The 13,408-nt window shown below is 64.6% G+C and carries 10 protein-coding genes; 3 read left to right on the plus strand and 7 right to left on the minus strand.

The window, feature by feature from the left end; all coding sequences use genetic code 11:
• Positions 1-155: 155 nt before the first annotated feature.
• The 5 genes from lpdA to DEM26_RS11295 all read right to left on the minus strand — a co-directional run bounded on the left by lpdA (position 156) and on the right by DEM26_RS11295 (position 8,089).
• Positions 156-1,550 (minus strand): dihydrolipoyl dehydrogenase, encoded by a 1,395-nt coding sequence (lpdA, locus tag DEM26_RS11275; RefSeq protein WP_075774591.1) that lies wholly within the window; start codon positions 1,548-1,550, stop codon positions 156-158.
• Positions 1,551-1,586: 36 nt separating this feature from the next.
• Complete coding sequence (locus DEM26_RS11280) at positions 1,587-2,171, minus strand: DUF924 family protein (protein ID WP_075774590.1); 585 nt, start codon at positions 2,169-2,171, stop codon at positions 1,587-1,589.
• Positions 2,172-2,255: 84 nt separating this feature from the next.
• On the minus strand, positions 2,256-3,551 hold the full coding sequence (locus tag DEM26_RS11285) for an MFS transporter (RefSeq protein WP_075774589.1): 1,296 nt from the start codon (positions 3,549-3,551) through the stop codon (positions 2,256-2,258).
• 87 nt (positions 3,552-3,638) lie between these two features.
• On the minus strand, positions 3,639-4,700 hold the full coding sequence (queA, locus tag DEM26_RS11290) for a tRNA preQ1(34) S-adenosylmethionine ribosyltransferase-isomerase QueA (RefSeq protein WP_109172430.1): 1,062 nt from the start codon (positions 4,698-4,700) through the stop codon (positions 3,639-3,641).
• 8 nt (positions 4,701-4,708) lie between these two features.
• Positions 4,709-8,089 carry an AsmA-like C-terminal region-containing protein gene (locus tag DEM26_RS11295; protein ID WP_158275116.1) on the minus strand — a complete coding sequence of 1,127 codons (3,381 nt, stop codon included), beginning with the start codon at positions 8,087-8,089 and terminating at the stop codon, positions 4,709-4,711.
• A 179-nt stretch (positions 8,090-8,268) separates the two neighbouring features.
• Between DEM26_RS11295 and DEM26_RS11300 the strand changes: the two genes are divergently transcribed.
• The 3 genes from DEM26_RS11300 to DEM26_RS11310 all read left to right on the plus strand — a co-directional run bounded on the left by DEM26_RS11300 (position 8,269) and on the right by DEM26_RS11310 (position 10,978).
• Positions 8,269-8,772, plus strand: a complete 504-nt coding sequence (locus DEM26_RS11300; protein ID WP_088735677.1) for a peroxiredoxin — start codon at positions 8,269-8,271, stop codon at positions 8,770-8,772.
• Positions 8,773-9,126: 354 nt separating this feature from the next.
• Positions 9,127-10,443, plus strand: a complete 1,317-nt coding sequence (locus DEM26_RS11305; protein ID WP_088718836.1) for a M23 family metallopeptidase — start codon at positions 9,127-9,129, stop codon at positions 10,441-10,443.
• Positions 10,433-10,978, plus strand: a complete 546-nt coding sequence (locus tag DEM26_RS11310) for a bactofilin family protein (protein ID WP_075774585.1) — start codon at positions 10,433-10,435, stop codon at positions 10,976-10,978. Before DEM26_RS11305 ends, DEM26_RS11310 begins: the two co-directional genes overlap by 11 nt.
• A 315-nt stretch (positions 10,979-11,293) precedes the next feature.
• Here the strand turns inward: DEM26_RS11310 and DEM26_RS11315 are convergent, their stop codons facing one another.
• Together DEM26_RS11315 and DEM26_RS11320 are read right to left on the minus strand one after the other, a co-directional pair.
• Entirely contained in the window at positions 11,294-12,682 is a 1,389-nt protein-coding gene (locus DEM26_RS11315) for a TRAP transporter large permease (protein WP_088735679.1), read from the minus strand.
• A gap of 3 nt (positions 12,683-12,685) precedes the next feature.
• Positions 12,686-13,369, minus strand: a complete 684-nt coding sequence (locus DEM26_RS11320) for a TRAP transporter small permease (RefSeq protein ID WP_075774583.1) — start codon at positions 13,367-13,369, stop codon at positions 12,686-12,688.
• Between the last annotated feature and the right edge of the window lie 39 nt (positions 13,370-13,408).

The following is a 13,408-nucleotide window of genomic DNA, read 5'->3' on the forward strand; positions in this document are numbered from 1 at the left end:
GTCAGCGCAGGCGCATCCGACTTGCGGACTTGCAGGATAAACCGCCCGGCCACAGGCGACGCGCAGCGCCCACCCGAGGCTCGGGCGCGCCCCTTATCACCAAAACAAAAAGGCCGGGGTTCCCCCCGGCCTTTCGCACTTCCCGGCACATCCGATCAGAAGTGGATCGCGCGCCCGTAAGCGTCGAGCACCGACTCGTGCATCATCTCCGACAGGGTCGGGTGAGGGAAGACGGTGTTCATCAGGTCTTCCTCGGTGGTCTCCAGCTGGCGCCCCACGACATAGCCCTGGATCAGTTCGGTCACTTCCGCGCCGACCATATGCGCGCCCAGCAATTCGCCGGTCTTCGCGTCAAACACGGTCTTCACCAGCCCCTCGCTCTCACCCAAGGCGATCGCCTTGCCGTTGCCGATGAAGGGGAAGCGGCCGACCTTGATGTCATAGCCCGCCTCTTTCGCCTTCGCTTCCGTCATGCCGACCGAGGCGACCTGAGGCTGGCAATAGGTGCAGCCCGCGATCGAGCCCGGCTTGACCGGATGGGCGTGCTTGCCCGCGATCAGCTCGGCCACCATCACGCCCTCATGGCTCGCCTTGTGCGCGAGCCACGGTGCGCCCGCGATATCGCCGATGGCATAGAGCCCGTCGACGCCGGTGCGGCAGTATTCATCGGTCACGACATGGGTGCGGTCGATCTTCACGCCCGCCTCTTCAAGGCCCAGATCCTCGACATTGCCGACGATACCGACCGCGGAGATCACAGTGTCGACTTCCAGCGTCTCGGTCTTGCCGCCCTTGTCGAGCGTTGCGATCACCTTGTCGGCCTTGCGGTCGAGCTTGGTTACCGTGGTCTTCTCGCGGATCGTCATGCCCTGTTTCTCGAACTGCTTCTTGGCGAATTTCGAGATTTCCTCGTCCTCGACGGGCAGCACGCGATCCATCACCTCGACGACCGTCGTCTCGGCGCCGAGCGTATTGAAGAAGCTGGCGAATTCGATACCGATCGCGCCCGAGCCGATGACCAGCAGTTTCTTCGGCTCATGCGGCGGATTGAGCGCGTGCTTGTAGGACCAGACGCGCTTGCCGTCGGCCTCGAGCCCCGGCAGATTGCGCGCCCGCGCGCCAGTCGCCAGCACGATATTCTTGGCGGTCAACTCTTCGCTACCCTTGTCGGTTTTCACCGAAACCTTGCCCTTGCCGGCAAGTTTCGCGGTGCCCATCACGACATCGACCTTGTTCTTCTTGAGCAAGTGGCCGACGCCCGAAGCGAGCTGCTTGGCCACCCCGCGCGAGCGTTTCACCACCGCGTCGAGATCGTAGCCGAACTTCTCGGCGCTGAGGCCGAAATCCTTCGCGCGCTCCATCAGGTGGAACACCTCGGCCGAGCGCAGAAGCGCCTTTGTGGGAATACAGCCCCAGTTCAGGCAGATGCCGCCCAGATGCTCGCGCTCCACGATCGCGACCTTGAGGCCCAGCTGTGCGCCCCGGATGGCGCTGACATAGCCCCCCGGCCCTGCCCCGATCACGATCATGTCGTAGGTTTTCGATGCCATGTCTTCCCTCCGGTCAGAAACTGGTTTGGCATTAAACTATTTTGCGGACAGCTTCAACTCATCCGCATCCGCAAGCGCCTTGCGGTAGCCGCCCTGCTCCATGAATGCCTGTTCCTCGGGCGTTGTCTCGCGATCTAGCGCGGAATTGCGCCAAGGGAAGCGCCCGAACCGTTCGATCACTGAACGATGTGCGAGCGCGTGGCGCAGGTTATCTTCAGAGCGCCAGCGCTCGGAGAACAGGGTCACCGCCCGGTCCTGATCGGCAAGCTCTTCGGAATGCATGAAAGGAAGGTAGAAGAATTGCTGCAGCGGCGGCCCGATCTGCAGGTCGAACCCTTCGGCGATGGCGCGATCGGCATGGCGCCGTGCCATCGGGTCGGTCTGGAAGGCGCGCGGATCGTCTCGGAACATGTTGCGCGGGAACTGGTCGAGTAGCAGCAGAAGCGCCAGCGCGCCCTGCGCGTTGCGCTCCCATTCGGTCAGCGCGCCTTGCGCGCCTACCTGCCAGAGCGGCGCGTAACGACGCCGGATCGCGGCGTCGATCTGCTCGCTCGACTGGTACCAGTATTTCTCGCCGACCTCGATACGCCAGAAGCGTATAATCTCGTTGATGCGATCCATGGTGACGGCCCTCCCCTGCCGTGCCTGCCCCGCTGTCATCAGATCATGGTAGGGCAAGCGCAGAGGCAGGCAAAGGGCCTTGCATCAGGCGGCGGCATCCTCGTTCTTCGCGGCCTCGGTCTCGGCTTCCTCTTCGCTGGCCGCTTCGGCCTCCTCCTGCGCGACTTCCAGACGCGCCTCGACCGCCACCGCGGTCGCCGTCGGCGAGAGCAGCGTGTAGGAGCCGGTCTCGTCCACCGAAGGCGCTTCGCGGCGCGTCATCCGCCACACTGCATAGCCAGCGATCGCGGCGCAGAGCACACCGATATAGAGGAAGAACCCGCCCGGACCCATGACGCTCATCAGCCAGCCCGTCACCAGCGGCCCCGCCACCGCGCCAAGCCCGTTTACGAACATCAGCCCCGCAGAGGCGGCCGCCATGTCGGAGGAATCGAGATAGTCGTTGGTATAGGCGATCAAGAGCGAATAGAGCGGATTGGCCACACCGCCGATCAGCGTCGCTCCGATCAGCAGCACCCAGAAGGGTGGGTTGAGCGCGAAGATCGTGAACGTCACCACCGCGCCCGCGAGTGCCGCCCCCATGATCACGCGGCGCCGGTCCATTCGGTCCGAAGCCCAGCCGATCGGATATTGCAGCACGAGGCCGCCAACGTAGATCGCCGCCACGAAGGCCGAAATCTGCTTCACGTCGAGCCCTTCGGCGGTACCCCAGACCGAGGCCATGCCGAACATCGCCGAGATGATTCCACCCAGCAGGAAGAGCCCCACCATGCCCAGCGGCGAGGCTTCCCAGAGCCGCTTGAAGGTCATGCGCTGGATCGTCTCGAAGCTGGGCGCGGGCGAGGCTGCGAGCAGAATCGGCGTGAAGGACAGCGACACCAGAACCGAGGGGATCACGAAGAGGAGATACCCCGCCGGGTCGCCCACGTTCAGCAGCGCCTGCGCCGTGACGATGCCGAACATCTGCATGATCATGTAGAGCGACAGCGCCTGGCCGCGCGTCTCGTTGGTCGAGCCCGCGTTCAGCCAGCTTTCCGCCGTGATATACACGCCCGAGAAGGAGAAGCCGATCAGCACGCGCATAGCGACCCAGGCAGGCCAGTTCGGGAAAGCCGCGTAGAGGATCAGTACCGCCGAGATCAGCGAGCCGAGCGCCGCGAAGACGCGGACGTGACCGACGCGCGCGATCATCTCGGGCACCATGCGCGACCCGAACAGGAAGCCCGCGAAATAGGCCGACATCACGAGCGACATGTAGAAGGTGTTGATGCCCTCGATCTTGCCGCGGATACCGAGCAGCGTGCCCTGCATCCCGTTGCCGACCATCAAGAGCATGATGCCCAGCAAAAGCGGCCATGTCTGGCGCAGCACTAACAGCATATCGGTCTCCCGGGGGCCTGAATTGGATTGCGTCGTCCCGCGGCATCTAGTCCGCGGCGACAACATTTCCAAGCCCTGAAAGCGACTCTAGGGAATTAGAAGCGACGCATCGCCGTAAGAGAAGAAACGGTAGCCCGTCTTAACCGCATGATCGTAAATTTTGCGTATGCGATCTTGCCCCATCAAGGCCGAGACGAGCATCAGCAGCGTCGATTTCGGCAAGTGGAAATTCGTCATCAGCGCGTCGGTGATGCGAAACTCGAAGCCGGGATAGATGAAGATGTCTGTGGCGTCCCGGAAGGGCACGATATGGCCTTTCGCGCCGCCCTCGGCGAGTGCGGCGCTCTCGATCAGGCGCAGCGCGGTGGTGCCGACGGGAATGACGCGGCCGCCTGCGGCCTTGGTCGCGTTGATCTCGGCCGCTGCCTGCTCGCTCACCTCGCCCCATTCGGAATGCATCTTGTGCGTGGTGACGTCCTCGACCTTCACCGGCAGGAAGGTGCCCGCGCCGACATGCAGCGTGACTTCAGTGAACTCCACACCCTTGGCGGCCAGCGCCTCCAGCAACTCGCGGGTGAAATGGAGGCTGGCCGTGGGCGCCGCGACCGCGCCGGAATGGCGGGCGAAGACGGTCTGATAGTCGCGCTTGTCCTCGTCATCGGGGGCGCGCAGCGCCGCGATATAGGGCGGCAGCGGCATCGCTCCGGCCTCGGCCAGAGCCGCGTCGAAATCCTCGCCCGTGAGGTTGAAGCTGAGCCGCAGCTGGCCGTCCTCGATCGCCTCGACCTTGGCCGAAAGCGCGTCGGAGAAGACGATCTCCTCACCCTCCTTCACCTTGCGCAAAGGCTTCGCCAGCGCGGACCATTCGCCGCCCGGTGCGGGCTCCAGAAGCGTCACCTCGACCTTCGCGACCACCTCGCCCTGGGCGCTCTGCCGGGTCCGTGTGCCCGCCAGCCGCGCCGGGATCACCTTGGTATTGTTGAGCACCAGCCGGTCGCCGGGGCGGAAGATGTCGACCAGATCGCGCACGTGGCGATCATGAATTGTATCGCCTTCGGCTAACAACAATCGTGCCGCATCGCGCGGGCGCGCAGGTCGCGTCGCAATCAGCCCCTCGGGGAGCTCGAAATCAAAATCGTCTAGCTTCATCTTCAGCCTTATTCGCTCAGCACCTTGGGCGGCGCCGCCCGGAACAACTCACGCAATCCGCCGGGCGCCAGAACCGACAGCGGGTTGATCGAGACCTTCGGCGCGTCGGCGCTTCCGCGCAGCGAGTAGTTGAAGCCGAAGAGCCCTTCCCCCGCCTTCGAGATGACCTGACCGATCCCGTTCACGAGATAGAAAGGCGAGATCACGCCCTTCATGTTCAGCGTCTTCGATTGCGGGTAGTAGTTGCCCGTCATCGTCACCCCCATGGAGGCCCCTACGGCGGCGCCCCGTGTGACACTCACCCCGTTGGGCGTCAAGCGGAAGGCGCCATCGACGGAACTGAACAGGATGCCCTCGCCGCTCAGCTGTTCCAGCAGCCCCACGCCCGAGGCCGCCGACAGCAGTGAGGCCAGAACCGGCGCGTCCTTCACCCGCAGGTTCGCGACGGTGAGCTTGCCGTCATAGCTTTTCCGCCCAACCGGCGTCAGCACCAGCGTGCCCTGCCCGCCGCGCGCCTTGGTGAATATTCCGGTTGCCGCCAGCGCCTGTCCCGCATCTTGCGTTTGCGCCCGGACTGCGACGCGCCCGCCCGCGGCGGGGATCACCGTGCCGTCGATCGGCGCGCTGCCGTTCAACTGTCCCTGGAACCGGCCCGACAGACCGCCCCGCGTACTGAAATCGCCGCGAAACCCGGTGAGCGCGATGCCGTCCGTTATCTGCACCCGGTCGAGGGCAGCATTAATCGACGTGCCGCCCCCACCGCCTGCGCCGGCGCCGCCGCTGCCGCCCAGATCCGCCTGTGCGAGGTTCAGATCGCCGGAGGTGACACTCACCTTCGGCGGGCGCGCCTTGCCCTGGCCTATCAGATCGACGCTACCGTCGAACCAGTTGCCGACGCTGAGGCGCGAGAACCGCGCCCGGTTCAGCCCGCCGCCCTTGTTCAGCGTGATCCCGCCCTGCGCCTTCAGCCCCGCCGCGCTCAGCGACAAGCTGTCGATATCGGGTGGCGCGCCGAGCGTGCCGGAAATCTTCAGATCGCCCGCGCTGCCCGCAGGTTTGCTCCACCCGATTTCCGGGATCGACAACCGCACCCCCTGCAGCGCACTGGTGAAGGTGAAGGCGGTCGGCTGATCCTTGCGCAGATCGAGCGCGATACGGCCTTTGCCCGCGCCGCCCACCATACCGTTCGGCAAGGCAATCCCAAGACGATCCAGCCCGTCAGCGCTTACATCGACCGTGCCTGCAACCTCCGAGCGGCCCTTGTGCTCCGGCCCGAATTTCTGCGTCCAGGCTGCATCGAACCCGACACCGGACAGTGTCCCCTTGCCGGAAATCGTCATCCCCTTGGGATCGGCCTTCAGCGTCAGCAAATCGGCCCGCAGCGTCCGGTTGGGCACCAGCGTGTCGGTCTTCACCTCGGTCAGCCGGGCGGTGACATCGAAACCGATCTCGTCCTGCGGCACCTTGGGTTTAAGCGGTAGCCGGATTACCGAACGCGCCTCGGCCCAACCCTGCGCGATATCGGTGCTCATGCCTGCCTTGCTGAGAAACTCGAAAGGCGGCTGATCGAGCAGCGACAGCGCCGCCGGGATCGGCGAGCGGGTCATCAGCGTGACCTCCGCCGGGGCTGGTTTGATGCGGATATCGGGCACGATGAGCGACGAGCCCGTCACCTCGATCCGGCCGCCCGACGGCGCGGTCACATGCCCCTCCTCGACCTTGAGCGCCTGACGCGTGTCGATGATCGTGGCAAAGCCACGGCCCTGCTGAACGGGCGGCAAGGTGTTGATGATCCGCACATCCGCGCCCCGGAACTCGTAGCCAAGCGCCAGTTTCGGCTGCGCCCCCGGCACCAGCCGCAGCGCGACGCGGGCATTGCGCAGTTGGCCGGTGGTCACGTTCTTCTCGAGCCATTCGCGGGTCTTCGGCACCACCGCCGGCGGCCAGAGCGCGAGCAGCTTGGTCTGGTCGATCTGGTCGATCCCGGCATCGAGCGCGACTTTCCAACCGTCCTTCTCGGCGCTGACCTTGCCGCGCGCCGAAATCGTTGTGTCGCCCTGATCGTTCAGCTCCAGCTGCCCGATATCGACGCGGAACGGATCAAGGTTGAGCCGGAAGTCGACCGCGCCTTGCGCGAATTGCACAAGGCTCTCGAACAGACCCGCCGGGTCGAGCTGCAGATCGGAAATCGCGATCTGGCCGAGGATCTCCCTCGGCACGCCGCCCTCGAGATCGCGCAGATAGGTGTGGCCTGCCGCCCGCAGCCGCAATGCCCTGCTGTTGAGCGAAAGCGTCGAGACCTCGACGCGCTGCCGCTTCGGATCATAGCTGAGATAGAGCTTGCCATTCTCGATCGGGATCGGCTTCACGCCCTCGTTGGGCCGGATCGCGCCGCGCCCGATCTCGAGCATCGCGTTCATCCCGGTCAGTTCGCCCTTGTCGTTCAGCCCGGAGCGCAGCGCCCCCGAGATCGGCGCATCGAGCACGCCGAGCGCCGCGAGCGCCGGCGCCTGCACCGCGAGATCGCGCGCCGGAAGCGCGGTCACGGCAGCCCCGAAACTCGCTTCGCGGCTGGCCTTCTGCGTGGTCATCGACAGGGCGACCTGCGCCGGCTTCGCCCGACCACTACCCAGATCGAAGCCAAGCGCGACAGAGATTTCGCTATCGCTCTGCGTCAGTTTGAACCTGCCGTCGCTGACCTTCCAGAGCCGGTCGAGACGCTCGTCCATCAGCCGGAGTTGCAGGTCTTCGGCGCTGATCTGCTGCAGCTTGGACAGCGCTGGAACCTCGAGCGTTTTTTCAAAGGTCTCAATGAGATCGGAGGCATTGTTCAGGTCGATATTGGCGAAGCGATTGCCGCCGCCGAAATCGAGATCGAGCTTGCCATCGGGCAGGCGATGCAGCGAAAGGCTCGCCCCGCGCAGCCGGAACGAACGCGGCTCCACCCGCCCGCGCAGCAGCGGCTCCGCCCAGAGCGTCATGCGCAGCTCGGGCAACACCGCGATCGGCAGGCCCGAAGGCCGCTCGAGCCGCACCGTGTTCAGCCGGATTCGCGGCCGGATCCCGTCATCGATATAGAGATCGATCCCGCCGGATAGCCGAACCCGCATCTGCCCCTGCAACGCGTCATTGGCGCGTGTCTCGATGCGGGAAACAACCCATTGCGGTACGGCGACCGCGCGATGCGTGATGACGAGAAAGGCCCCGGCGGCCACGATTCCGAGAAACAGGAAGCTGAGAACCAGCAAGAGCCCGGTGCGCGCCCTGCGGCCGCGACCTGCCGACGTTTCCGCCCCGGTGGCGACCGTCTCGGCGTCGCCCGTCGACGCTTTGCCCGCCCTATCGGGCGTGCCAGACAATTCGCGGCTATCGGGACGCTCTCTCTCCATACCGTTCGTCTTGCGCCCGTTGGCTCGGGGCCGTTTCTCCCTCGGAAGCGGCGCGTGCCGACCCCGTCTCATCTGCCGGGCCCACCGCGCGCGGTCTTGCCCGGGTCTCCTGCCTCGTGGTTAAGTCTCGCGCAAGCGGGCGTGGAAAGTAAGCCCCGAACTTGCAAGGAGGTTCCCCAATGATCGAGACAGGCGAAAAAGCGCCGGACTTCACTCTGCCCGCCACGGGTGGCAAAAGCTTCGAAACACTCGGAAATCCGATCACGGAGGAGGGCAACCTGACGCTGTCGGCCTTCGCCGGCCGTCCGGTCGTGCTGTATTTCTACCCCAAGGACAACACGCCCGGCTGCACCACCGAGGCGCTCGATTTCACCCGGCTCGCCCCGGATTTCGCCGCCGCAGGCGCGGTCGTTGTCGGCATCTCCAAGGACAGCCTGAAGAAGCACGAGAATTTCTGCGCCAAGCATGACCTGGGCATATATCTGGCCTCCGACGATGATGCGGAAACCTGCGAAGCTTACGGTGTCTGGGCCGAAAAATCGATGTATGGCAAGACCTTCTGGGGCATTGTTCGCGCGACCTTCCTGATCGACGCAGACGGCAAGGTGGCGAAGGTCTGGCCGAAGGTGAAGGTCAAAGGCCACGCAGAAGAGGTGCTCGGCGCCGTCCGAGAGCTCTGCTGAGCGAAACCCCGAAAAGGGACTTTCCCGGGCGTCCGCCTTCGCGACGCGGCGCCCGTCGCACGGCGACCGCCAGCGGCAAGCGCGGATCACACCAACGTGACGCCCGCATGACCGGCAGGACCTAAACCGCCGGGAAGTCCCGTCTTTTGGGCAAGAAACCGCTCATACCGCGCGCGCGAGGGAACCGTGACCGAATGTGCCCGGGAAAGAGGTTGCCCGGACCTGCCCCCCTTGGTAATCCCTTTGGCCAAGGGCGGAGGACTTATCCACAAGCAGGACGGGTGCACCGCCGCGAGCGACGCGCGGCCCCTTCGTGGTCGCCCTTGATCCGAAACAAACACAGGACCGACCGGCTTGCCTAGACGCATTCTCGACCGCCTGAACACCCGTCTCGAGCGCATCCTGCCCGAACAGCGGCTGTTTCTGAAATCAGACAGCGCCACGCGGTTCGTCCGACTGCGCCCCCTCACGCAGGCGAGCGTCTTGGCGATTGGCGCTGGCGTATTCGTGTGGTCGATGGTCGCGACCTCGATGCTCTTCATCGACGGGATTTCCTCTGGCGGGGCCGCGCAGAACGACAAGGTTGCGAAAATCGCTTTCGAGCGACGCCTCGACGCGCTCTCGCAAGAGCGCGACGCCCGCGCGGCCGAGGCTCTCGCCGCTCAAGACCGCTTCCAGACCGCCCTCGAGCAGGTCTCGAAGATGCAATCCACGCTGCTCGCCTCGGAAGAGCGCAAGCGCGAGCTGGAAACCGGGATCGGCGTGATTCAGGCGACCCTGCGCCGCACCATGGAAGAGCGCGACAACGCCCGCCTCGCACTCGCCAAGGCCGAGGGCAAAGGCCCCGATGCCGGCCCCACCCCGGCAGCCCGCGCGGAGGACATGGCGAAAACGGTCGACATGCTGACCAGCGCACTCGGAGAGACAGCCAAGGAACGCGACACAGCGAATGCCGACGCCAAGACCGCGCAGCTGCAGATGGACAAGATCGCGCTGCAGAAGCGGCTTCTCGAACAGCGCAACGACGAGATCTTCACCACGCTCGAAGGCGCCGTGAAAATCTCGATGGAGCCGCTCGACAAGGTGTTCAAGCAGGCCGGCATGGACCCCGATCACGTCCTCAAGGAGATCAAGCGCGGCTATTCGGGCACCGGCGGGCCGCTCTCGCCGATCTCGCTCTCGACCAAGGGCACAGCCGATCTCGACGGCGATACCGCCCGAGCCGAGAACATCCTGCGCAAGCTCGACGAGATGAACATGTATCGCATCGCCGTCGACAAGCTGCCGCTCTCGATGCCCGTGAAGGCGCATTTCCGGTTCTCCTCGCCCTTCGGTTGGCGCTGGGGCCGGATGCATGAGGGCGTCGATATGGCGGCTCCGATCGGCACCAAGGTCTACGCGCCCGCCGATGGCGTCGTGATCGCGGCCGAGCACGAGCGCGGCTACGGCAACATCATCAAGATCCGCCACGACTTCGGCATCACCACCCGCTACGGTCACCTGAACAAATTCCACGTGAAAGTCGGGCAAAAGGTGTCGCAAGGCGAGTGGATTGCTGATATGGGCAATACCGGACACTCCACGGGACCGCATCTGCACTACGAGGTCCGGCTCGGAGGCAAGCCAATTAACCCGATGACCTTCATCAAGGCTGGTAAGAATGTTTTCTAAATCGAAAATCCATGAACCGGGCCCCAAGGCCGACGGCGACAAGCCCAAATCCGCTGAAAGCGCGACCGCTCCGAGCCGCCCCACGTCCAGCTCGAGCGACTACACGCCGAGCTCCGCGCCGCGCTCCAAGCCCGCGCCCTCGGTTCTCTCCTCGGACCTGACCATCACCGGCAACGTCAAGACGACCGGCGACATCCAGATCGAAGGCACCGTCGAAGGCGACATCCGCGCCCACCTGCTGACCGTCGGCGAAAGCGCCACGATCAAGGGTGAGATCATGGCAGACGACGTCGTGGTCAATGGCCGCGTCGTGGGCCGTGTGCGCGGCCTGAAGGTGCGCCTGACCTCGACCGCACGCGTCGAAGGCGACATCATTCACAAAACCATCGCGATCGAGAGCGGCGCGCATTTCGAAGGCTCGGTGCAGCGTCAGGACGACCCGCTGCAGACCGGTCAGGGCACGCCGAAGCTCGCGCCGCCGGCCTCCGAGGCTGCTGCAGCCGCTGCGGCTCCGACGGGTTCCGAACAGAAATAAAATCAGGCGATAGCCAGAGCAGGAGGGGCGGCCGATCGGGTCGCCCTTTTATTTTGCGCCGGTGCCATTTCCGAGCGGGCAGCAGGGGCGCTGCCCCTCTTCGCATTCGCGAATTCACCCCGGGATATTTGCGCCAAGCCGAAAGAATATCCAGTTTTCTCGCCCTGGCGGAAATGTCCCGGGGCGCGCGCGCAGCGCGGGGGCAGAGCACCCTAGACCGACCCCACAGAAAAGCGCGCCGCGTGGGGATGCCACGGGCGCGCCTAGTTGGAATGGCGGGACATCGGGCCGGAAGTAGCCCCTGCCCCGCTCGGGTTATTTCACGACCGTCTCCGGTCCCATCGCCATCGTCGGCAGCCATGTCGACAGGAACGGCACGTAGGTGACCAGGATCAGGAAGACGAAGAGCACGGCGAGGAAGGGCGCGGCCGCCTTCACGACCCGCATGATCGGCATTCCTGCCACGCCTGAGGTTACGAAAAGGTTCAGACCCACCGGCGGCGTGATCATCCCGATCTCCATGTTCACAACCATGATGATGCCGAGATGGATCGGATCGACGCCCAGCTCCATCGCGATCGGGAAGACCAGCGGGGCGACGATCAGGATGAGGCCTGAAGGCTCCATGAACTGCCCGCCGATCAGCAGGATGACGTTGACGATCACGAGGAACATGATCTTGCCGAGACCTGCGCCGAGGAGCGCCTCGGTGATCTTCTGCGGAATTTGCTCGTCGGTCAGGACGTGCTTGAGGATCAGCGCGTTGGCGATGATGAACATCAGCGTGATTGTCAGCTTGCCCGCTTCGAACAGCGTATCGCGCGTGCCCTTGTGCCAAATGGCGGTGATCAGTGCCTGCGGCTTCTTCAGAAGTGAGGTTTTTCGCTCGCCCTCGTCGAGCGGCCCCATGTCGCGATAGATGAAGTTCGCGACGAACCATGCATAGACGGCGGCGACGGCAGCGGCCTCGGTGGGGGTGAAGATACCACCCGTGATGCCGGGGATACCGTAGAGGCCCACCATGATGATCGCGATCAGCATCAGGCCCCAGAACGCGTCGACGAAGCTCGCGCCGACCTCGCCCCAGCCTTGCCACTCGCCTTTCGGCAGGTTGCGCTTGATCGCGAAGAACAGGATCGTGGCCATCAGCATCACGCCCGCAAGAAGGCCCGGAATGACGCCCGCAAGGAACATCCGGCCCACCGACACGTCGGTCGCCGAAGCATAGACGACCATCACGATCGACGGCGGGATCAGGATGCCGAGCGTGCCGGCGTTACAAATAACGCCAGCGGCGAAATCCTTGGAGTAGCCCACCTGACGCATCGCCGCGATGACGATGGAGCCGATGGCGACCACGGTTGCAGGCGACGAGCCCGAGAGCGCCGCGAACAGCATACAGGCGAATACGCCCGCGATGGCCAGTCCGCCCGGCAGGTGCCCTACCACGGCGATGGCGAAGCGGATGATCCGTTGCGCCACCCCCCCGGTCGACATGAAGCTCGAGGCAAGGATGAAGAACGGGATCGCCAGCAGCGTCGCGTGGTTGTCCATCGCGTCGTAGAGCGACTGCGCGATGGAGGCGAGCGAGGCGTCCGAAAAGATCAGCAGGAACAGCGTCGAGGCCAGGCCAAGAGAGACCGCGATCGGCACGCCGATCAGCATGAAGCCGATCACCATCACGAAAAGGAACAGAATATCCATGCCTCAGTCACCCTTGTTGAAATGGGCCACGTCGGCCACTTGGTCTTCGGCTTCGTGGCTCACGATCAGCGCCGCACGCGTGCCCGTGGCGACCCCGATCGCCGCCTGTACGAAGCGGATCAGCAAAAGCGTCACGCCGATCGGCAGGATCAGATAGGGGATGAAACGCGGCAACTTGTCATAGGCCTCGCCCATGTTGAACCGGTCGCCGAGCCAGACGGCGAGCCAATCCGCGATCGGCACCTGGTCGGTCTCGTAGAAGGCGCGGTCGCGCGTCTCCTGGAAGCCGGTCGGGAACCAGCGCCCCGAGGTCTGCTCGAACCCGGCGAACGGCGCCCAGTAATCCCAAGCCCCTTTCAGCAGCAGGACCGCGTAGAGAATGCACAGGCCCGCCGCGACGAGGCTCATGGCCTTGCGCGGTCCGGGGCGCAGCATGTTGATAATTGCATCGACGCCCAGATGCGCGGTCACTTTCACCGCGTAGCTCATGCCCAGAAGTACCAGCCAGGCAAACAGGATCAGCGTCGTCTCCAGCCCCCAGATCAGCGAGGAGTTGAAGACGTAGCGCAGTACGACATTGACGAAGGTGATCACCGTCATGACGCCGAGGATCAACGCGATCAGCGTCTCCTCGAGGTTGTGGATCGCCCGCGAAAACCCGTTACGCGGCTCATAGCGCTGGCTCATGGCTCACTCCGGTCTGAGGTCGAGAGGTGAAAGTGGCGC

Source organism: Thioclava sp. NG1 (assembly GCF_003122275.1).
GTDB lineage: Bacteria > Pseudomonadota > Alphaproteobacteria > Rhodobacterales > Rhodobacteraceae > Thioclava > Thioclava nitratireducens.